The sequence below is a fragment of the Corynebacterium marambiense genome (assembly GCF_016342275.1).
In the GTDB taxonomy this organism is placed as follows: domain Bacteria; phylum Actinomycetota; class Actinomycetes; order Mycobacteriales; family Mycobacteriaceae; genus Corynebacterium; species Corynebacterium marambiense.
In genome coordinates this window covers 74,360-95,344 of the sequence record NZ_JAEIOT010000005.1, presented here as the reverse complement: position 1 = coordinate 95,344, position 20,985 = coordinate 74,360, and the positions used below count along the sequence as shown (strand labels likewise).

At 64.8% G+C, this 20,985-nt stretch carries 23 protein-coding genes; 9 read left to right on the top strand and 14 right to left on the bottom strand.

All coding sequences use genetic code 11. The annotated features are described in order from the left end of the window. Positions 1-13: 13 nt before the first annotated feature. Positions 14-439 (top strand): large conductance mechanosensitive channel protein MscL, encoded by a 426-nt coding sequence (gene mscL / locus JDV76_RS03100; RefSeq protein ID WP_198735428.1) that lies wholly within the window; start codon positions 14-16, stop codon positions 437-439. Here the strand turns inward: mscL and JDV76_RS03095 are convergent. From JDV76_RS03095 to JDV76_RS03065, 7 genes are all read right to left on the bottom strand, one after another. Continuing rightward, entirely contained in the window at positions 436-624 is a 189-nt protein-coding gene (locus JDV76_RS03095; RefSeq protein ID WP_198735427.1) for a hypothetical protein, read from the bottom strand. The genes mscL and JDV76_RS03095 overlap by 4 nt on opposite strands. Positions 625-635: 11 nt before the next feature. After that, a complete protein-coding gene (locus JDV76_RS03090) occupies positions 636-1,211 on the bottom strand; it encodes a MogA/MoaB family molybdenum cofactor biosynthesis protein (protein WP_198735426.1) in 576 nt (191 codons plus the stop codon). A gap of 79 nt (positions 1,212-1,290) precedes the next feature. After that, complete coding sequence (locus tag JDV76_RS03085) at positions 1,291-2,622, bottom strand: S1C family serine protease (protein WP_232958812.1); 1,332 nt, start codon at positions 2,620-2,622, stop codon at positions 1,291-1,293. Between the two features lie 81 nt (positions 2,623-2,703). Further along, on the bottom strand, positions 2,704-4,161 hold the full coding sequence (locus JDV76_RS12860; RefSeq protein WP_248140855.1) for a HAMP domain-containing sensor histidine kinase: 1,458 nt from the start codon (positions 4,159-4,161) through the stop codon (positions 2,704-2,706). Beyond that, entirely contained in the window at positions 4,158-4,850 is a 693-nt protein-coding gene (locus JDV76_RS03075; protein ID WP_198735425.1) for a response regulator transcription factor, read from the bottom strand. Before JDV76_RS03075 ends, JDV76_RS12860 begins: the two co-directional genes overlap by 4 nt. A 257-nt stretch (positions 4,851-5,107) precedes the next feature. Further along, positions 5,108-5,281, bottom strand: a complete 174-nt coding sequence (rpmF, locus tag JDV76_RS03070) for a 50S ribosomal protein L32 (protein ID WP_198735424.1) — start codon at positions 5,279-5,281, stop codon at positions 5,108-5,110. Positions 5,282-5,295: 14 nt separating this feature from the next. Next, positions 5,296-5,562: a type B 50S ribosomal protein L31 gene (locus JDV76_RS03065; RefSeq protein WP_198735423.1), complete on the bottom strand. Its 267-nt coding sequence runs from the start codon at positions 5,560-5,562 to the stop codon at positions 5,296-5,298. A gap of 999 nt (positions 5,563-6,561) precedes the next feature. Here JDV76_RS03065 and rpmB point away from each other — a divergent pair. From rpmB to JDV76_RS03035, 6 genes are all read left to right on the top strand, one after another. Continuing rightward, positions 6,562-6,798: a 50S ribosomal protein L28 gene (gene rpmB, locus JDV76_RS03060; RefSeq protein WP_198735422.1), complete on the top strand. Its 237-nt coding sequence runs from the start codon at positions 6,562-6,564 to the stop codon at positions 6,796-6,798. Positions 6,799-6,800: 2 nt separating this feature from the next. Further along, positions 6,801-6,965 carry a 50S ribosomal protein L33 gene (rpmG, locus tag JDV76_RS03055; RefSeq protein ID WP_010187624.1) on the top strand — a complete coding sequence of 55 codons (165 nt, stop codon included), beginning with the start codon at positions 6,801-6,803 and terminating at the stop codon, positions 6,963-6,965. A gap of 3 nt (positions 6,966-6,968) precedes the next feature. After that, on the top strand, positions 6,969-7,274 hold the full coding sequence (gene rpsN, locus JDV76_RS03050; protein WP_198735421.1) for a 30S ribosomal protein S14: 306 nt from the start codon (positions 6,969-6,971) through the stop codon (positions 7,272-7,274). A 12-nt stretch (positions 7,275-7,286) separates the two neighbouring features. Continuing rightward, positions 7,287-7,535, top strand: coding sequence for a 30S ribosomal protein S18 (rpsR, locus tag JDV76_RS03045; RefSeq protein WP_198735420.1), 249 nt, complete (start codon positions 7,287-7,289; stop codon positions 7,533-7,535). 274 nt (positions 7,536-7,809) lie between these two features. Beyond that, entirely contained in the window at positions 7,810-8,784 is a 975-nt protein-coding gene (locus tag JDV76_RS03040) for a putative nucleotidyltransferase substrate binding domain-containing protein (RefSeq protein WP_198735419.1), read from the top strand. A gap of 92 nt (positions 8,785-8,876) precedes the next feature. Next, complete coding sequence (locus JDV76_RS03035) at positions 8,877-9,539, top strand: TetR/AcrR family transcriptional regulator (protein WP_198735418.1); 663 nt, start codon at positions 8,877-8,879, stop codon at positions 9,537-9,539. 14 nt (positions 9,540-9,553) lie between these two features. Here the strand turns inward: JDV76_RS03035 and JDV76_RS03030 are convergent, their stop codons facing one another. The 4 genes from JDV76_RS03030 to JDV76_RS03015 all read right to left on the bottom strand — a co-directional run bounded on the left by JDV76_RS03030 (position 9,554) and on the right by JDV76_RS03015 (position 14,408). Continuing rightward, on the bottom strand, positions 9,554-10,411 hold the full coding sequence (locus tag JDV76_RS03030) for an HpcH/HpaI aldolase/citrate lyase family protein (protein WP_198735417.1): 858 nt from the start codon (positions 10,409-10,411) through the stop codon (positions 9,554-9,556). Positions 10,412-10,544: 133 nt separating this feature from the next. Next, positions 10,545-12,101 carry a bifunctional phosphoribosylaminoimidazolecarboxamide formyltransferase/IMP cyclohydrolase gene (gene purH / locus JDV76_RS03025; protein ID WP_198735416.1) on the bottom strand — a complete coding sequence of 519 codons (1,557 nt, stop codon included), beginning with the start codon at positions 12,099-12,101 and terminating at the stop codon, positions 10,545-10,547. An 86-nt stretch (positions 12,102-12,187) separates the two neighbouring features. After that, positions 12,188-12,805 carry a phosphoribosylglycinamide formyltransferase gene (gene purN, locus JDV76_RS03020; protein ID WP_376993073.1) on the bottom strand — a complete coding sequence of 206 codons (618 nt, stop codon included), beginning with the start codon at positions 12,803-12,805 and terminating at the stop codon, positions 12,188-12,190. A gap of 70 nt (positions 12,806-12,875) precedes the next feature. Continuing rightward, positions 12,876-14,408: a cell division protein PerM gene (locus JDV76_RS03015; RefSeq protein WP_198735414.1), complete on the bottom strand. Its 1,533-nt coding sequence runs from the start codon at positions 14,406-14,408 to the stop codon at positions 12,876-12,878. 511 nt (positions 14,409-14,919) lie between these two features. Here JDV76_RS03015 and JDV76_RS03010 point away from each other — a divergent pair. Then, on the top strand, positions 14,920-15,663 hold the full coding sequence (locus JDV76_RS03010) for a M23 family metallopeptidase (protein ID WP_198735413.1): 744 nt from the start codon (positions 14,920-14,922) through the stop codon (positions 15,661-15,663). Between the two features lie 156 nt (positions 15,664-15,819). On the opposite strand, the gene JDV76_RS03005 is transcribed toward JDV76_RS03010, so the two are convergent. Continuing rightward, on the bottom strand, positions 15,820-18,324 hold the full coding sequence (locus JDV76_RS03005; protein ID WP_232958843.1) for a UvrD-helicase domain-containing protein: 2,505 nt from the start codon (positions 18,322-18,324) through the stop codon (positions 15,820-15,822). A 145-nt stretch (positions 18,325-18,469) separates the two neighbouring features. Here JDV76_RS03005 and JDV76_RS03000 point away from each other — a divergent pair, with 145 nt between their 5' ends. Next, positions 18,470-18,775: a chorismate mutase gene (locus JDV76_RS03000; protein ID WP_198735411.1), complete on the top strand. Its 306-nt coding sequence runs from the start codon at positions 18,470-18,472 to the stop codon at positions 18,773-18,775. A 22-nt stretch (positions 18,776-18,797) separates the two neighbouring features. Here the strand turns inward: JDV76_RS03000 and JDV76_RS02995 are convergent, their stop codons facing one another. Next, positions 18,798-19,070: a hypothetical protein gene (locus JDV76_RS02995; protein WP_198735410.1), complete on the bottom strand. Its 273-nt coding sequence runs from the start codon at positions 19,068-19,070 to the stop codon at positions 18,798-18,800. A 214-nt stretch (positions 19,071-19,284) separates the two neighbouring features. Next, positions 19,285-20,766, bottom strand: coding sequence for an NAD-dependent succinate-semialdehyde dehydrogenase (locus tag JDV76_RS02990; protein ID WP_198735409.1), 1,482 nt, complete (start codon positions 20,764-20,766; stop codon positions 19,285-19,287). Positions 20,767-20,985 lie beyond the last annotated feature (219 nt).

The window sequence follows — 20,985 nt, the reverse complement described above, 5'->3', positions numbered from 1 at the left end:
GCTCCACACCCTCATGTTCAACGGTTTCAAGAATTTCATCATGCGCGGCAATGTCATCGATCTCGCTGTCGCGGTCGTGATCGGTTCCGCATTTACCGCGATCGTCACCGCATTCTCGAACAACCTCATCAACCCGCTCCTGGCCGTGTTCGGTGGCACCGACTACGCCGGACTCGGTTTCCATCTGCGCCCGGGCAATGACGCGACCTTCATCGATATCGGAGCGATCATCACCGCCGCGATCAACTTCCTGATCATCGCGGCGGTGATCTACTTCGTCCTCGTGGCCCCGATGAACCGCGTGAAGGAGATCCAGGCCGCACGAGCAGTCAAGGATGAAGAAAAGACCCCTGCGCCCGTCGAGGTTGATCTCCTCACCGAGATCCGCGACCTGCTGAAGGAACAGGGGCAAGGCCCCGCAGCGGGACGACTGGGTTAATCCCAGTGCGGCGGACGTTGGCTCCGCCAGTATGTTTCATCGAAGCCCTCAGACACGGATGCCTCAGATCCACCGCGTCCGGGGGTTCCCGCCATGCGGCGGGTGACCGAGGCTTTGTCCATCGACCGGTCGATGTGCGGCGCGGTGGACGGGCGCACCACCCGACGACGCGGGGGGCGAGACATACTCACTCCTCCTAGTCCACCGACCACGCCTGGAGCTGATCGATGACGTGATGAACCAACGGACCGAGGGTCGCCATTCCGTCGCGGATCGCCGCCCGGGATGACGCGAGGTTGACGATGACGGTCGACCCCGAGACTCCGGCGATACCCCTGGACGTTCCAGCGTCGATCGCACCGCACGCCAGACCGGAGGCACGCAGTGCCTGGGCGATTCCGGGAAGAATCTGATCGAGGACGGCGCGCGTGGCGTCCGGTGCTTTGTCTCGGGGGCCGACACCGGTACCACCGACCGTGATGACCAGATCGGCACCACCGACGACGGCGGTTTCGATGGCTTTGCGGATTGCACTCTTGGTCGAGGTGACCTTGACCACTGCGTCGACGGTGAAGTGATCCTCCTGGAGCAGCTCGGTGACGAGATGATCGGTGTCGTCGCGGTCATCGGCGAGCTGATCCGTGACGAGAACCACGAGCGCCCGACGGGGAGCAGGAAGGGGCCGGTTACCTTCGGCGGCCTTCAGGAACTCCGGGTCCGGCTCGCCGAAATCGTCGAGGACGCTGCTGTCGGGGGCCAGGTTGTTGTCCATGTCCTAGGAGTGTACTTTCTCCGCACCAGCGGCGTCGATTGATCATTTCTTCTCGGCGTTCGTCGGCCGTCACCACCGATCAGCTGTCGGTCAACGTGACCTCGACGTCCCGGCTGGTCTTGCTCTCCGGATCAGCCACCTTCAGTGTGACAGTTTCACCGAAATCATGCGAGCGAATCGCCGCGATGAGCGCGTCATTGCTGTCGATGACCCGATCATCGACCTTCAGTACCAGTTCACCCGGCCGGATACCCGCTTTCTCCGCGGGGCCACCGGGGGTGAGTGACTCGACGAGGCCACCCCGGTAACGGGACTTCTGGGCGAGCAGCACACCGAGAAGCGGGTGCGTCACCCGCCCGGTGTCGATGAGCTGTTGGGCTATACGGCGTGCCTGGTTCACGGGGATGGCGAAACCGAGTCCGATGGACCCCGCCTCGCCACTGGCGGTGGAGGCGATGACGGAGTTCATCCCGATCAACTGTCCCTCCATGTTCACCAGCGGCCCACCGGAGTTGCCCGGGTTGATCGCGGCATCGGTCTGGATCGCGTCGATGAGGGAGGATTCTCCGCGGTCCCCACCGGCCCGCACGGGGCGGTTGAGTGCCGAGACGATGCCGGTCGTCACCGTCGCACTCAATCCGAGGGGCGACCCGATGGCGACGACTTGTTCACCGACGGTGAGGTCGTTCGAGTCACCGAAGGACATCACCGGCAGGTCCTTCGCGTCGCGGAGCTTGATCACGGCGATGTCGGTCTGGGCGTCGGTGGCGACGATATCCGCCGGGAACGAACGGTCGTCGTTCAGGTTGACCCGGATCTCCGCGGGTTCGCCGACCCCGGTGACGACGTGGTTGTTGGTCAGGATCATACCGTCCGCGGAGATGATGGATCCAGAACCCTCCCCAGCTTTGAGGGGGCCGGTGACCTGGATCGAGACCACGGCGGGCAGGACTCTCGCGGCGACGTCCTCGACGCTTCCGGCCGCAGGCAGACTGGTCCTGTGGGCCGCTGGTTCGTTGAGCGCGTTGATCTGCTGAGCGGGCGGAACAGCCTGCTGATTGTCCCGGCTCACCACCACCCCGGTCACTGTTCCCGTAAGTACGGCGGTGGCGAGCATCAGCGCGGTGACCGGTACGATCCCGAGCCCCTGTTTCCTGCGTGAGTGCTGCGGTCGCGACTGTCGGGGGTCTGGGTTCACATCCCGTGCGGGATACCCACCGTAGGGCGGCGGAACCTGCTGTCCCGCGGACTGCTGCCGGTACAGTGAACCGGTGGCGTCTGACGGCGCCCGCTCGGCCCCCCGACCGGAGGCGCTGTCACCGGACGTCGGCGATCCTGCTCCGGTGTAGTTGTATGGGCGACCGGTTGGAACACCCGTAGCTTGGTTGCGGTCAACGCTCTCGTCATTCATGGGGCCGATTATCGTCCTTGCTTCTGTACATTTCCTGTGAGTTAGCTGCCCAACCGATGGATACCTACCTGTGCCTTGAGACTAGCCGTCCACCGTGTCATCGACGGACGGCGTACCGGGCAGGGTGACGCGCATCATCGCTCCCCCGTCATCAGATTCTTCGGCGACGATCGTTCCTGCGTGCCGTGCGATGACCTGAGCAACGATCGCGAGTCCGAGTCCCGATCCCGGCATGCTTCGCGCAGCGATAGAACGGTAGAAACGTTCAAATACCTTCTGCCTGTCCTCAACCGGGATACCCGGGCCCGAGTCTGAGAAACGGATCTCCATCAGGCCGTCACTCACCTGTTCCATGTCGATCCTCACCTCACCGCCCTCGGGGGACCATTTGGCGGCGTTGTCCATCAGGTTGAGGGTAGCCCGTCCCAATGCGAAGGGATCCCCGTAAAGAAACCACGGCGTCGAGGCAAAGGTGAATGTGACGTCGGGACGCCGTCGACGCACCCGTTCAAGGGAGGTCTCCATGCACTCGACGAGATCGACGCACTCGACGATCTGCTGCGGGCCGTCCTCGCGGGCGAGATCAACCAGATCACCGATGAGCGTCGACAGTTCCTCGATCTGTGCGATGACGTCGCGCTCCAGATCACGACGGTCCTGCTGACTTATTGAGGCACCGCCCTGCCGGTCGACCATCATGAGCAGCTCGATGTTGGTCCGGAGACTAGTGAGCGGTGTCTTCAGCTCATGGCCCGCATCCGCGACCAGTTCCGCCTGCCTGCGGCGAGACGCCGACAGCGCCGCCAGCATGCCGTTGAAACTACGTGTGAGCTGGGCGAGCTCGTCGTTGCCCACGACGGTGATCGGACGGAGGTCATCGGTACGGGCAACGTAGTCGACGGCCTGTCGGAGCCGGCTGACGGGGCGTAGTCCGGTGGTGGCCACAACCATGCCCGCAGCGATGGCGATGAGAACACCGATGCCACCGATCAGGAGCAGCACCAGACCAAGCGACGAGATCAGCTGGTGGGTGCCACGCATGTCCTGGGCGAGGATGACGGTCGCACCGATCTTGTTGCTCTCGGCGAAGATCCGCTCGTCTCCGCTGCTACGTACGGACACCTCACGGGTTCCCTGCAGAACGTCCACCTCGTCGAGGATGGGGATGCTGTCCCCGATGGCTTTCACCGAACCCGGTGGGTAGTAGGCCACGCGAATGTCCGGATTGTAGGTTTTAAACGTCGCGACCTCGACCGCGGGATTGTAGACGAATGCCGGATCAAAGCTGTTCTGCAGCAGCGACGAGGCCTTGTCCTTGAGTTCCTCGTCTACGTGCCGGGTCAGGGAGGTGGACACCGTCCAGTAGGCGACGACGGTCATCACACCAACGGCCACCGCGACCATGACCGCGGTGACCATTGACAACTGCCAACGTAGCGGGGCACGCCGGGACCAGCCGACGTGCGTCTGTTCGAGCGGGTCCGGGCCATCGTCCCCCACCGCCGGGCCGGAATCCGGCGTCGGCGTGCGGAGAATCACGGAGCGGTCTCCCGGAGGACGTAACCGACGCCACGGACCGTGTGGATCAGTCGAGGTTCACCATCGGCCTCGGTCTTGCGCCGGAGGTACCCGATGTATACCTCAAGGGCGTTTCCGGAGGTCGGAAAATCGTAGCCCCAGACCTCTTCGAGAATCGATGCGCGTGACAGCACCCTCCGGGGGTTGCTCATGAGGAGTTCGAGGAGCGCGAATTCCGTGCGGGTCAGACTGATAGACCGCTCGCCCCGGGTCACGTCGCGGGTGTCTGGATCGAGCCGGAGGTCCAGGAACTCGAGTTCCTGGGATCCGACGCTGTTGACCGCATCCGCGGCAGCCCGGCGGAGCAGGGACCTGACACGTGCGAGGAGTTCCTCGAGTGCGAAGGGCTTCGGCAGATAGTCATCGGCGCCAGCATCAAGCCCGGCGACCCGGTCCGAGACCCCGTCCCTCGCCGTGAGCACGAGGATGGGCCGGTCGTCTCCCGTGGAGCGCAGGCTCCGGCAGACCTCGAGACCGTCGATCTTGGGCATCATCACGTCAAGAATCACGAGATCGGGCTGTTCCTTGGCGATCAGGTCGAGTGCGGCTTCACCGTCCTCGGCGAGTACGACATCGTAACCGTTGAAGGAAAGCGAACGCCGCAGCGATTCACGAACCGCCTGTTCATCATCTACAACCAGAATCTTCATGCCCCCATTGTGCCCTGATCGGATGTGTTTTTGCTGAATGTCTCCTGCACTCCGCTTATGATGCGCCCTGACATGGGTAAATGCTGCCCCACAAAACGTGAGACTCGCCCCGGTGACCGGGTCCCGAGCCCGAGTTTCCGCCCGTCTCCGGGGCGGAGGGGACGACGTTCCGCGACATGAAGAAAGAAGAAACCCGCCCTGCACGGTGAGTGCGGGGCGGGTTTCGGTGTCGCCGGCTGGAACGACGAGTCAATGCCTCAGAACTGCTCGACCTCGACGAGGCCCAGCTGCGCGGCCTTGACCAGACGGCGCGGGATCAGATGCTCGCGACCGTCGATCTTGACCTGCTGGAGGGCGACATTGTCGGCCTTCCACTGAGAACGACGGTGGTGCGTGTTAGCACGGGACATACGACGCTTCGGAACTGCCATTTTCTATTCCCTCCTTAAGCCTTCTTGGCGCGACGGGCACGGGACCCGTAACGGCGCTGGAACTTCTCGACACGACCGGCTGTGTCCATGACGCGCTGAGCACCGGTCCAGAACGGGTGCGACTCGCTGGTGACGTCGACGACGATGAGCGGGTACTCGTTGCCGTCCTCCCACTCAACGGTCCGCTGGCTCTTGGCGGTGGAACGGGTCAGGAACTTGTGACCCGTGCCCGCATCCTGGAAGACCACCGGGTGGTAGTCGGGGTGGATATCCTTCTTCATTCTCATCCCTTTAAGATCACGTACGTGTGCTGATCGGCGTGCTGGCGCTCTGGGAGCGCGGTGTGCAGCCGCTAACAGATACTGGTACTAACGGTGCCCGCAGGCCTGCCACGCCACCTCGACGAGCGACGTCATCCGGATGACCCGGCGCCGTACCCGCCCACGCTGGTGGCGACTCTCGGGTGGGCCATGACCGGCTCCTCCGGAGACGCACCTCGGCGCAGCCGTGTATGCATCGATGAATCCTACAACGTAGAACGCCGAATACCGAAATCCCGGAACGACGGCGCCCTTCACTCCATATATAGGGAGCGGTTGAAACATCGTCACGTGAAGATCCCTCCGCACATCCTCCCGGACGCCCGGAGCGAACCAAACCCAGGATTCAATTCGACCCGCCCATACTAGTTGGCCCGTCTAAAAAATAGCAATACCTAGCAATACCTACACCACACACTCCCGGGCACCGCAGACCGCCAACCGAAACAGCCACAGGAGAGCAGTGCGCCGAACACACATCTGACCCAACTGACGCGAACGAAACTCCTCGCGCCACCGCCCGGACCGTAACAACCCCGATAGACGGCACACCAAGTGGCAGGCGCGGTCAATCGGACCGCGCCACACACCCTGGAACGGTCATCACGAACGTCGCAGATCCATACTGAACAGGGCCCGGATGTCGACACGACCATCCATCCGACCTGGCGTCGATACACCGACGGCGCGCATGGCAACAACGCGGTGAGACGGTGACGCGGTGACGCCACAACTCCAGTCCCATCAGTTACAGGCCCGGAAATACTTCGATCGTGCTTACCGGCAGATTAGGCAAAAGTTCGTCTTCCCGGTATGGTTGTCCCTTGCTGTTGTCGAAATATTCGTTATCGCCCGCGCATCTGTCATGGCCGCGCCCCGTTTCCACCCTGTTGACGCAGGTCACAGAGACGGTGCGGCTGCGGTCAGCCTTGAAGTCGGGCGGCTAGGAGAAAGAAACCCATGTCGGCTATTTGCCAGGTCACGGGACGCAAGCCAGGTTTCGGCAAGTCCGTCTCGCACTCGCACCGGCGCACCAACCGCCGTTGGAACCCCAACGTGCAGCGCCGCAAGTACTACCTGCCCTCTGAGGGCCGGACCATCACGCTCAACGTGTCCACCAAGGGCATCAAGGTCATTGACCGCGATGGCATCGAGGTCGTCGTTGCCCGTATCCGAGCTCGCGGAGAGAAGGTCTAAAGATGGCACGTAATGATATCCGTCCGATCATCAAGCTGAAGTCCACCGCGGGCACCGGCTACACCTATGTGACGCGCAAGAACAAGCGCAACAACCCCGATCGCATCACGCTGAAGAAGTTCGATCCGATCGTCCGCAAGCACGTCGAATTCCGCGAGGAGCGATAATTCATGGCCAAGAAGTCAAAGATCGCCAAGAACGAAAAGCGCAAGGAAATCGTCGCCCGTTTCGCGGAGCGTCGCAACGAGCTCAAGGCCATCATCAAGAACCCGAACTCCTCCGATGAGGAGCGCCTGGACGCGCAGTACGAGCTGAACCGCCAGCCGCGTGACGCGTCCCCGGTTCGCGTCCGTAATCGTGACGCCGCTGACGGCCGTCCCCGCGGTTACCTCCGTAAGTTCGGTCTGTCCCGTGTCCGCGTCCGTGAAATGGCTCACCGCGGTGAGCTCCCGGGCGTCCGTAAGTCCAGCTGGTAAGGGAGTAGCTAAATGAAGCGCACCAACATGAAGAAGGCGCGGATGGAGCAGTCCCGCCGCCCCAAGAAGAATCCGCTCAAGGCCGCGAAGATCGACAGAGTCGACTACAAGGACATTGACACCCTGCGGCTGTTCATCTCCGACCGCCACAAGATCCGGTCCCGCCGGGTCACTGGTCTGACGCCGCAGCAGCAGCGCCAGGTCGCCACCGCGGTCAAGAACGCACGTGAGATGGCTCTCCTGCCGTTCACGAGCCGCTAGATCGTTCCACCACCGGGGGATCGAGAGATCTCCTTCCGCAGCCGCCTGAATGGGCGTCTATGCGATGACAGCGAACTTTCGCCGCTGGCACTCGTGACACGGCCAAAGTAACGACGGCTCACCACCGTCGTGAACCACCGGCCCGCAACAACCACCCCATCACCGGGTAGTGGCGCTTGCGGGCCGGTTTTCGTGTGTCCGGGGCTGTGCTCGCAGTCGACGCCGGGGGCGCACCACCGATGCTGGTAAATTGGGCCGGAAGATCCTCACCACCATGACCCCACCGGAGGACGTCCCCGTGCTTCACGAATCACTCCTAGATCTCGCTGAACAGGCACCGCTATGCACCAGTGCAGCGACCACCCGAGGCGTCCTTGCGGAATCACACGACCTGCTGCGGAACGCCCTCAACCACAGCGTCGACGTCGTGGAGGTCACCCGCTGGTACACAGGTCTTGTCACGGATACGCTTCACAGCCCCGGGGCGGGATCGTTAACCGGTGGCGCGGACATCATCATCACGGGCCCCTACGGTCGCGGATCAGGCACCCCAACCGCGAAGCTCCACTGGCTGACCGTGCTTCCCTCCGAGGAGGATGACACCGACCAGGATCCGACCGGGCAGCTGTCACGGCTTGTCGCCGACGCCGGGATCCTCCTCGGAGTTCTCCCTCCAGGACTGACCCCGGCGAGTCGGTCGGTGTGGTCAACTCGGATCGATGCCGCCGTGGCAGCCGGTGACGGTGCAACCCTCGGGTGGTTCGCGGATGCCGGAGACTGGTTCACCAGAGCGGTTCTCGAACGGGCAGACGATCCCACTCCCCTGCTCGTCGAGGCCGTGACGCACCGTCCTCCTGCGGTGCGGTCAAGGGCGGGACTCCCGCGGAAGGATGTCGCGATCGATGTCCAGGGGCAGCTTCTGACGCCACTAGGACAGATCGCCCGGTGGGCCGGAATGGCGGCCGGCTGCACCCAGACCGGTGTCATCGAGAGGATTGGTGCCGCGCGCTCCGCCGGGGTGCTCCTGTCCTCAGAGGCAGATTATCTGCTGGAGGCGTGGGAGGCTGGCCTTGAGCTCACTCTGACGCGGTGGCTGGAACGTGTCCAAGACGAGCCGACGACCCTCGATATGCTCCCCCAGCTGCAGCGTTCAGCCTTCGGCGCGGCGTGCCGGATGCTCGCGGACGTCACCCGGTCGACAGCTGACCGGTTCGGCGTGGATACCCAGAAGTATGGTGCGGGCGCATGACCACCCGTACCGGGAGATACCACCGCGCCGCAGACGGACCGGTTAGACTCTTGAGATCCATAATCCTCGAACAAGAAAGGCGGGTGAGCTAGATGGCTGGCACTGTCGGACGTCCACGCAAGAACAGCCCCCGCCGCCGAGGCAGCACGGCCAGGGAGGAGATCCTCGACGCTGCCGCAGAACTCTTCACCACCCAGGGGTTCGCCACCACCTCGACCCACCAGATCGCTGACGCGGTGGGCATCAGACAGGCATCGTTGTACTATCATTTCCCCTCCAAGACCGAGATTTTCCTGACGCTCCTGCAGTCCACCGTGGAGCCATCACTCGCTCTCGCCGAACGCCTCGAGGCCTCTGATGCGGGGCCGGAGCTCAAACTCTGGGCGCTCGTCGCCGCCGAGGCCCGGCTGCTGCTGTCAACCCGGTGGAACGTCGGCAAGCTCTACCAGCTGCCCATCGCGTCGTCCGCGGAGTTCACGGATTTCCACGCGCAGCACCGCGAGCTGAGGGAGATCTTCCGGTCGATGGCCGCCGAGCTCACCGGCCGTGACGACCAGCGCATCGAGCTGCCCTTCTATCTCGCGCAGTCCGCGACGGAGATGCGGAGCAACGACGGTGTCGTTCCGTTTCCGCTGTCCGCGGAGACCCTGCCCCCGACCGCCGTGATGCTTGCGGACGCGGCGCTGACCGTCCTCAGTGGGATGGCCCCTGAGGATCGGGTCACGCGGACCCTGGAACTGCTCGTCACCGGCTGACTCCTCCAGGTGGTCTATCCCGCCCGGGCCACCAGTCGGTGGGCCTGGGCGATGAGCGGCGCGTCAATCATCTCGCCGTCAATCTTGAACGCACCGGGGTGTTTCCGCGCCTCGTTGACGATCCGACGGGCGCGGTCCAGCTGGGCAGGTTCGGGGGTGTAGGCGCGGCGGACGACCTCGATCTGCCGGGGGTGGATGCAGGCGGTCGCGGCGAACCCGGATCGGGCCGCATCGGTGGCCTCCTCGTACAGTCCCCTGTCATCGCTGAAGTCCGCGTGCACGGCGTCGACCGTGAACTTGCCGACAGCTGCCGCGTGCATGTGCATGAGCGCGCGGGACATCAGCATGGTGTCCCGGTAGCGACCGGGTCGGTCAGACGGGGCTCCCTCGTCCGGTTGGAGTCGGGAGTGCGTCCCGCCGAGGTAGGCGCAGAGATCCTCGGCGCCCCAGTAGAGCCCGACTACATCAGGGTCCGCGGCGAGTGTGCCGAGGTTGAGGACGGCCTGCGGCGTCTCGATGAGGGCGATGACTCGGAGACCACGTACCTCGTCCGGAATCCGGTCGGTGATCTTCGGGACGATGACGGTGCGGTAGGGGGTTTCCCGGATGGCCCGAACGTCGTCGGCGAAACCGGGATCCTGCGGGCCGCAGACCCTGGTCATCGTCCTTCGTGGGTCAAGCCCCGAGGCCATGATGTTGCGTCGACCTTCCTCGCGAGACACTGAGCCTGCCCCATCCTCGAGGTCGAGGATGACCATGTCCGCGCAACCCGCCGCGCGGGCGAACCGTTCGGGCCGGTTGGCCGGGGCAAAGAGCAGAGCGGGGCCGATGATGACGGGATCATCCCCGTCGCATGTGCTGGTTCCGGTCATGGTCGGTCCTCTCGCGATGGGACGGTGCGGCCGTGATCGGCCACACCGTGCCGCACCCGGGTTTCCGGGGCAGCGTATCACGGGCCATTATGCCGGACTTGCTCGGCGCACACACGCGATTCTGAGCCGCTGATCAGTGCGCAAAGTGGCGTGCACCGGTGAGGTACATGGTCACGCCCGCCTTGTTCGCGGCTTCGATGACCTCGGCGTCGCGGATGGATCCACCGGGTTGGACGACGGCGGTGACTCCGGCCTCCGCCAGCACCTCGAATCCGTCGGCGAAGGGGAAGAACGCATCGGACGCGGCGACCGCGCCACGGGCGCGGTCCTCGCCTGCCCGCTGGACGGCGAGGCGGGCTGAGTCGACCCGGTTGACCTGCCCCATACCGACGCCGACGGTCGCTCCGTCGGCGGCGAGCAGGATCGCGTTGGACTTCACTGCGCGGACACTGCGCCAGGCGAACAGGAGGTCGGCGAGGATGGTGTCATCCACGGCTTCCCCGGCCGCGAGGGTCCAGTTCGCCGGGTCATCGCCCTCGGCGTGGACGAGGTCGCGCTCCTGGACGAGAACGCCACCGGAGATCTGACGCTGTTCGAATCCCCCACGGACGGGTTCCTCGGCGACGAGGATGCGGATGTTCTTCTTCCGGGACAGCACCTCCACCGCACCGTCCGCGTAGGACGGTGCGATGATGACCTCGGTGAAGATCTCGGCGACCTGCTCGGCCATCTCGACGCTGATCTCGCGGTTGGCGGCGATCACTCCACCGAACGCGGAGACCGGGTCGCACGCGTGCGCCGCGCGGTGCGCCGCGGCGATCGACTCATCCGAGACGGCGATGCCACAGGGGTTGGCGTGCTTGATGATCGCGACACAGGGGCGCTCGTGATCCCAGGCCGCACGCCATGCGGCGTCGGAGTCGGTGTAGTTGTTGTAGCTCATCTCCTTTCCGTGCAGCTGCTTCGCCTGGGCGAGTCCGGCGCCGTCGACATCCGCGTAGAGGGCGGCAGACTGATGGGGGTTCTCCCCGTAGCGCAGCGTTGCGGAGCGAACGTGGGTGGAGCCTGCCCAAGACGGGAAAGACTCGCTTGCTTCCGTCTGTGCGGTGAGCCAGCCTGCGACGGCGACATCGTAGTCGGCGGTGTGGCGGAACGCCTCGGCAGCGAGCCGTGCTCGCTCATCACGGGTGAAACCGCCCTCCGCGGCCGCATGCGCGACATCCCTGTACCGCGCGGGATCCACGACGACAGCGACGGAGGGGTGGTTCTTGGCCGCGGCACGCACCATCGACGGTCCCCCGATGTCTATCTGCTCGACACACGCGTCGAAGTCGGCACCGGACGCCACGGTCTCCGTGAACGGGTAGAGGTTGACCACCACCAGCTCGAAGGGCGCGACACCGAGCTCACTGAGCTGGTTGAGATGCTCGGGGCGGCGGGTGTCGGCGAGGATACCTGCATGGACACGAGGATGGAGGGTCTTGACCCGTCCGTCCAGGCACTCCGGGAATCCAGTGAGTTCCTCGACCCGGGTGACCGTGACCCCTGCCTCGGCGATCCGGGCGGCGGTGGAGCCGGTAGAGACGATCTCGACGCCCGCGGAGTCCAGTGCCCTCGCCAGTTCCTCCAGACCGGTCTTGTCGTAGACGCTGATGAGTGCGCGGGTGATTGGCTTGCGGTCGTCGCTCATGGCTGCTGTGGGGGCCTTTCGTCGGTCGTTCGGGGTTATGTCGTTTGTGGGTCCAGCGTAGGTGCCGGGGTGGCTTTCGGTGTGTCTCAGGGGGTGTCAGGCTGCGGTCCGGTCCCGCGGACATCTTCGGGATCGACAGTGTTGAGCAGTTCGACGATGAGTCGACGCTCGACAGTCTTGATGCGCTCATGGAGGCTATCCACATCATCGCCGGGGAGGACGGGGACCGCGACCTGCGCGAGGATGGGGCCGGTGTCGACACCTTCGTCGACGAGGTGGACCGTGCATCCGCTGACCTTCACACCGTGTGCCAGCGCATCCGGTACTGCGTGTGCCCCGGGGAAGGACGGGAGGAGTGCGGGGTGGGTGTTGATGACCCGGTTCGGGAAACTCGCCAGGAACCGGGGGCCGAGGATCCTCATGAACCCTGCGGAGACCACCAGATCCGGTTGCATGCCCGAGACGGCATTCCGCAGTTCCTCGTCCCAGGCGGTCCTGAGTTGTTCCCGGTTGAACGGAACAACCTGCGTCGGGATCCCGGCGTCCACCGCACGACGTCCCGCATTGCACAGCTTATCGGTGACGACACCGACGACCGTGTAGTGAGGTCCGGTGGCATCGAGGATCGCCTGCAGCAGGGTTCCCGCTCCAGAGGCGAGGACCACCACTCTGGTCAGTTGTCTGTCTTCGGTCACCGGATCAATGTTAGTACCCGGTACCGGGTCCTGCGGGTACCCGCAGTCTCTCAACCCAGAGCGGGTGTACCTCAACCGGTCAGGGCAGAGGCCGGGTCTCCTGATCCGGAATGGTTCCGGTCTCCGGCTCTCCGGGCCCCGGTATACCCGATGTCTCGCCCGGCGCGGCATCCGGGTGCTCCGAGGATTCCGGGATGGTGTGTGGCGCGGCGGGGTCTGCGGGGGCTGCGCCATCAGCACCTTCGGTGTTCGCCATGGGGTCGGCGACGCGGGATCCCTGGTGGTCCGTGCTTTCCCCCGGATCATCCGCCTCGGCGGCCATGAGATCCTCCTCATCGATGATCTCCGTGGTGACGCCTTCCCCGTCGACACCTGGGTCGGTTCCCCCCGGCTGCTTCCCGGACACCGCCACTGGTGCGTCCGCGTCAGGAGAGCCGACCACGTCGTCGTCGGCAACCGGGGTCGCGCCCTCGAGTCGGCGCTGACGCAGTCCGATGACAGCGTTCACGACGGCCCCCACCGCAGCGAGCTCCACGGCAACGAGAACCGCGGTGAAGATGACCATCGTCCCGGTGTTCCCGTAGACACCGGCTGACCCGCCTGCCAGTCCGCCGATGATGAGGGTGAACGTGCCCGCCCAGAGGCCTGCCACAACCATCTCCGACCATGTCCGCGGCGCGGCGCGACAATATGTGTAGGACACACTGCCCGCCAGCACGAGGGGTACGGTGACGAGCACGAGCGCCCAGCCTCCCACGGATTCCGGGAACGCAGCCAGGATCGGCAGCGGCGGTAGCGGAACTGCCGTCGCATCATAGAGGGACACCGAGGCGTCCCCGATGTGGAACTCGGATCCGACTAGAACGGCGGCACCGGCGACGGCGGCATCAGGAAGATAGAGCAGGCTGACCCCGAGCAGACCCGCTGTTGCCAACCCACTGTCGAAGGTGGAGAGCAGCTCACTCAGAACGCGCCAGCGCATCGCGAGAGATACCAGGACCAGCAGGAGCCCCGCGGCCACGAGGGACAGCACGAAACGCACAGCCGGTGTCGCCGGGTCGACCACCATCGTCGGCACCGAGAACCTCCGCGCGAGCGCGCGCCAGAGTTTCGGCCCCATCCCGATCGCGAGTGCGCCGAGATGTAGGAGCAGAACCCGTCCGAACACCATGGCGAGCGGCGGAACCGCTACCGGAAGAACGGCACGGGCATCAAGAAGCATCGCCACTGCAGTCAGCGCCAGAAGCACCGGGACCACGAGAACGCAAGCGGTGAGCACCGCGAGATCCAGGATGGAGATCCGGTGGCGAACGGCCACCCCCACCCGGTGTCCAACCAGCCACACCACGCCGAGAGCGGGAAGCATCGGGAGCTGGGACAACATGGCGGAGTCCGACGCGACGGGGGCCAGGTTCACCGCCAGCCAGAGCTGTGCCACCGTTGCGGCGAGCGGTACGAAACCAGAATCGGTGAGCATCAGCGCACAGAGGGCGACGAGAACGACGGTGGCCACGACGACCGCGTTCGGGATCAGCGCGACAGGCAGAAACACGCGCAGCCGCCTACCGACGGTCGTTCTCTCCGACGGCCGGGGCTTCGAATTCTTCTTCACGGTCGGCGCTGGACGGGAGCGGCCCGGGGCGGCCGGCTTCCGAGGGCCGGCACCCGGCCGGTTCCGCGACATCTGGGGGTGGTTCGGCCGGGGGTTCTGACGTGTCTTTCTGCTCACCGGTCCAACTGTGCCATCTTCGTCGTCGTCCTGGGCGCTGACACGACCAGGCACACCTCACCGACTGAGACACTGCTGATGATCGGGGCGGCGGGGGATGTCAGACCTCAAGATCGGATGGTCTTTGGTTTACCCGCGCGATCCGTAGCGACAGTGTACTGTTACCTGAGTCGGATACCACGTTGCCCAACGGCGAGGTGTCAGACATGCAGATCTCAGACACCTCGCCACACCGCAGGGTGACGATTCTCACAGATTATGTGCGGGAATGACTTGCCAGGTTTGTAACAAACCGTTATCGTTGTGAACCGTTAGGTAACGGGACGGTCACATCACACGATGTATCGCTGGATGTATCGCTAAATGTGGCGGAAAACAGATGGAAGAAGGCTTCATGCACAAGCAGGCTCAGCGGAAAACCGCAGGCGCGCACCGTAAGCAGTCCGTCTCGTCGAACGCCAAGAGCCGTATCGCTCTCGTCGCAGTAGCCACCGGAGCGGTTTCCACTGCAGGGGTCGGCGGCGCAGCCGCCGCACACGCCACCCACCCGTCCACGTCGTCTGAGTCACAGGGCGAAACCCTCGACTACACCCTCGTCGCGGACTCAGCAGCACCGGTCATCGGCAGCTCGGAAGCCCCACAGATTCTCAACATCGCGGAGTTCAAGCCGATCGACAACCTCGCGGAGCAACTCAACAAGGCCATCCAGTACAATGCCGAGCGTTTCGCCGCGGATCTCGCTGCCCGTGCACCGAAGAGCTCGGCGCCCGCCCAAGGTACCCTCACCTCCACGTTCGGTGCCCGTTGGGGAACCTTGCACGCCGGCGTCGACATCGCCAATGTCCTCGGCACCGCCATCACCGCGGTCGAGGATGGCACCGTGATCGACGCGGGCCCTGCCTCCGGATTCGGCCAGTGGGTCCGCATCAAGCATGCTGACGGTACAGTCACGGTTTACGGACACATGGAGACCATCGAGGTGACGGTCGGACAGCAAGTCTCCGCAGGCCAGCGGATCGCGGGAATGGGATCACGCGGTTTCTCCACCGGCGTCCACGTCCACTTCGAGGTCCACCCCAACGGTGGCGCCGCCATCGACCCACTGCCCTGGCTCGCTGAGCGCGGCATCTTCCTCTAGACTCCCCGAGCTTTCTCCGAGGCTCCCCCGACACGTCACGGCTCCGCCGTGTCACGTGTCTTTTTTGTGTCCCTGCAACATGGGAGGCCCGGTCCAGAAGAGATCTCCTTCCGAACCGGGCACTCCTTTGTCGCCGTCCATCGGTCGCCGAGGAACCTACAGTTTCTCCATCGGGAGGCCCGCCATGAGCATGAGTCGGACCGTTCCGGACGAGCCGAAGTCGATCGTCGCGGAATCATAGGCCCCCACCGGGGAAACCTCCTGCACGGTCCCAAGACCGTATTTGTCGTGGTTGACTCTGTCCCCTACCGCGAGCTTGAGCGCAGGCCGTCCGGAACCACTCGACCGCGGGCGTGATGCACTCTCGGTTCTGCCCGCCCCACTGGACGAGGAGCCCGAGCGACCGTGGTACGTACCGTAGTTCCTCGTTCCACCACCCCAGACACCGGTGCCGGCTCCCTCAGGTTCCTCACGGCGCCAGTCGATGAGCTCGGCGGGTATCTCCGCGAGAAACCGGGACGGTGGATTCGTCATGGGGTTACCCCAGGCACTCCGCAACACCGCCCGGGTCAGGTAGAGGCGCCTCCGGGCGCGGGTGATACCGACATAGGCCAGGCGCCGTTCCTCGGCCAGTTCGCCCGGGTCCCCGAGGGAACGAAGGTGCGGAAACTGGCCGTCCTCCCAGCCAGTGACGAAGACGACTGGGAACTCGAGGCCTTTCGCGGTGTGGAGCGTCATCAGGGTCACGACCCCCTGATCATCGTCCGGGATCTGATCGGCATCCGCCACGAGGGAGACCCGCTCGAGGAACGCCTGCAGGCTCCCGGGCTCGGGTTCCCCGGGCTCCGTCTCGTAGGTTCCGCCGTCCATCTCCTCGTACGCGACCCGCATCGCTGCGTCGCTCGAGAACTCCCGGGCGACGGCGATGAGTTCCCTGAGATTGTCCAGTCGGGTGGCGTCCTGCGGGTCGCTCGATTTCTGTAGGTCAGCGATGTATCCGGAACGGGTGCACACCTCGGTGATGAGTTCCCCGAGGTCCAACATCCGGGTCTCTTCATTCACGGTGTTCGCACCCACCTCACGGAGCTCCGCGAGCAGGTTGACGAATCCGGCGATGGCGTTACGTCCGCGGGCTCCCAGCATGTCGACTTCTCCGGCGGCTGCGTCGAGCAGTGCACGGTGGAAGCTGACGCGGTTGGTGTCCGCATGCAGTGCCACGAATGCCTGGGCCCGGTCACCAATTCCCCGGCGCGGGGTGTTGATAATCCTGCGCAGGCTCACGGTGTCATCGGGGTTGTCTAGCACCTTGAGGTAGGCGATGATGTCCCGGATCTCCCTGCGCTCGTAGAACCGGGTTCCGCCCACGACGCGGTAGGGTACTCCCGACCGGATGAATACCTCCTCCAGGGCACGGGAGGCGTTGTTCGTCCGGTACATCACAGCGATGTCGGAGTAGCGCAGCCCCTTGTCGGACAGGGCGTCGATTTCGGCGGCGATGAACCGCGCCTCGTCGTGTTCGTTGTCCGCGACGTATCCGGTGACAGGTTCCCCCTCACCGAGCGCGGTCCAGAGCTTCTTCTCCCGGCGCCCGGCATTCCGGGCGATGACGGCGTTCGCCGCAGAGAGAATAGTCTGCGTCGAGCGGTAGTTCTGTTCGAGGAGGATGGTCCGCGCATCCGGGTAGTCCCGTTCGAACTCCTCGATGTTCCGGATCGTCGCCCCGCGGAAGGCGTAGATGGACTGGTCGGCGTCTCCGACCACGCACAGTTCACTCGGTGACACCACATGGGGATCATCCGGGTGCGGTCGCCCGACGAGTTCGGCGACCAGACGGTACTGGGCATGGTTGGTGTCCTGGTACTCGTCGATGAGCACGTGGCGGAACCGGCGCCGGTAGTGCTCGGCGACGTCCGGGCGAGAGACCAGCAGACCGACGACCTCGCCGATGAGGTCATCGAAGTCGACGGCGTTGGAGCGCCGGAGCCGTGCCTGGTACTCGCCATAGACCTCGGCGACCGTCATCCCGAACCTGTCGGCGGACCGGGACGCCTGTGCCGCGGCATCCGCGGGGTCGACGAGTTCGTTTTTCAGGTTGGAGATCGCGTTCGCCAGTGCGCGCGGGGTGAACTTCTTCGCGTCGAGGCCCATGTCCTTGGCGATCATCCCGAGGAGCCTGCGGGAATCATCCGAATCGTAGATGCTGAAGTTGGTGTTGAGCCCGTCCACCAGAGCCGCCTGCTGGCGGAGGATACGCACACAAGTGGAATGAAAGGTGGACACCCACATCCGTTCCGCCGAGGGGCCGACCAGACCGCGGACCCGGTCACGCATCTCCGCCGCGGCCTTGTTGGTGAAGGTGATTGCCAGGACCTGACCCGGGTGCACCCCCCGGTGCGCGAGCAGGTAGGCGATACGTCGCGTCAGGACAGCGGTCTTTCCGGATCCCGCACCTGCGACGATGAGCAACGGGCCACCGGTGTGTTCCACCGCGGCGCGCTGCTGTTCGTTCAGCCCGTCCAAAAGGTCCGTCGGCGACCCGAACGCATCGGCGGCGCTGTGGCCGTCACCGGTGTGGGATCGGCGGTAGCCACCTCTCTCGAGGCGGGACGGGGCCCCACCGCCGGAGCGGAACGGGGACGCGGACGGAGTTCCATCGGACAAGGTGCTCATAGTTCCTCCAACTTACAGCTCCCCCGGGCGGCCCGGACTCCCGCGCTTTTCCGTGTCCCCGAACAGTTCTGCACAGGATTCCTTCCCCGCAGTGTGCGGGGTCCGTTACGGTTCAGGACATGGCAGAATACGGTTCATGAACACCGACGCCGAACATTTCGAGATCCGCAGTCCTTCCGGGACCGATGACCCGTTGTCCGATGCCGAGATCCAGCTCTACCGGCAGGAGATCGACAGGCTGGACCGCGAGATCATCTCCGCCGTGAAACGTCGGCGCGAGATCTCCCAGGCGATCGGCAGGACCCGGATGGGCTCGGGGGGAACCCGGTTGGTCCATGGGCGCGAGGTCGCCATCATCAACCAGTTCCGCGATGAGATCGGTGAGGAGGGACCGGCGCTCGCCGGGATCCTGCTCCGAATGGGACGCGGCAAGCTCGGCTGATCCGGTACCCGCCCGGCCGGTGTCACACCTGGTCGGTGAGCGGCGGCAGGTTGTCGCCCTCCGCTCCACGAGCGCGGCGATGCAGGAAATCGAGCTGCTCACGCCATGACGTGAAGTCCCGGTCCCCATCCCCCGATCGGAAGCGGAGTTCCGCGATCCGTTCGAGGCGCACATATTCCCGTAGGACATGCTCGATCAACGCATCCGTCCCGACATCGTGCCGCCGTGCACACTCCCGGAGTTCCGCCAGGAGATTCGCGTCAATGTCGATGTGGTTTCCGTGTCCGTCGCTCATGTCTCCACTCTTGCGCCCCGAATGATCGGTGTCAATGCGCCGGACACCCACGATCACACGTCACCTGCGGTGACTCGAGTTGATGGTGTCTCTGTCTCGGCAGCCCACCGACCCAACGACGGCCAAATGTTCCGGCCCGGGGCCGAAGACGGGACGGCGGGAGGGACCCGCCGTATCCGGGAATCAGCGGTCCCCTCCCGTTACCGTCGGCCCATCAACTCGGCAACGAGATCAGCTTGGTCTCCAGGAACTCATCGATCCCCTCGAAACCACCCTCACGCCCCAGCCCCGACTGCTTCACGCCACCGAAAGGTGCTGCCGGGTCCGACAGGGCACCCTTGTTCACGGCGACCATCCCGGCCTGGATCTTCTCCGCGGCGTTGAGCGCCCGGGTCAGGTTTTCGGAGAACACATAGGCGGCCAGCCCGAAGGGGGTGTCATTCGCCATGCGGATCGCCTCCTCGTCGGTGTCGAACGTTGTGACCGAGACAACCGGCCCGAAGATCTCCGCGGAACGGATCTCCGCACCCGCCGGGGCGTCGGTGAGAACGGTTGGCGGGTAGAAGCTGCCGTTCTCCGGGACGTCGGGAAGTTCGGAGCGGTCACCACCGAGCAGCACCTTCGCTCCCTTCGCCTTGGCGTCATCCACGAGGCCGGTGACGGTCTCCACCTGGTCCTCGCCGGAGAGTGGACCGACAGTGGTGTCCGGATCGGTACCCCGACCGACGGTGAACTGACGCATCTTCTCGACGACACCCGCGACGAACTCGTCCTTGATGGACGAGTGAACCAGGAACCGGTTAGCGGCGATGCAGACCTGCCCAGCGCCACGCATCTTCGCGGTGGCCACGGCATCGACGGCCGACTCCAGGTCGGCGTCGTCAAACACCACGTACGGGGCGTTCCCGCCGAGTTCCAGCGATACCCGTACCGTGTTCTCCGCGGCCTTCGCCGCCAGCATCTGTCCCACCTCGGTCGAACCCGTGAACGTCAGCTTGCGCAGGCGCGGGTCCTCCAGCAGTGACGAGACGTTCGAGGCCTTCGCGGTGGGCAGCACGGAGACGACCCCGTCCGGGACGCCTGCCTCGGACAGTAGCTTCGCCAGGTAGAGCATCGTCAGCGGGGTCTTGGAGGCGGGTTTGACGATCATCGTGCAGCCCGCGGCGAGCGCCGGCCCGAGTTTCCGGGTCCCCATCGCGAGCGGGAAGTTCCACGGGGTGACCGCGAGGCTCGGTCCCACGGGCTGCCGGGTGACCACGAGCCGGGCATTGCCGGACGGGCTGTACCGGTAGTCCCCGGTGATCCGCACCGCCTCCTCTGCGAACCAGCGGAAGAACTCGGCACCGTACACGACCTCACCGCGTGAATCGGGCAGGGCACGTCCGAGTTCAGCGGACTGGAGGTACGCGAGTTCGTCGATGTGGTCCAGCACGAGTCTGTTGGCACGGTAGAGGATCTCGGACCGTTCGCGGGCGGGAGCCGCCGCCCAGTCATCCTGGGCGGCAACCGCCAGGTCCAGTGCCCGGCGGGCGTCGTCGCCGGTAGCGGATGACACCGTCGCCAGGACGGAGCCGTCGGAGGGATCGGTGACGTCGAAGGTTCCCCCGTCCGACGCATCGACGAATTCCCCTCCGATAAACAATTTCTTCGGGGCGTGTTCGATGAGTGTGGCCAAATTGATTGCGGAGTCAGTCATGCCCCCACTATGCCCGTTTTCCCGCCAGCGTGCGACACCTGTTAGCCGACTCGGGGTATACCCCTCCGGCTCCCGATACCCCCACGCGCCGGTAGATTATCGCCACCGCCCATCCGACAGAGATCCGACCAATCACTGGGCCCGGCCGACCAACGCGATAACGACTAACGTGGGAGTGTAAAGACGACACCGGGACCGGTGCGGTACGGCGCCCCGTCA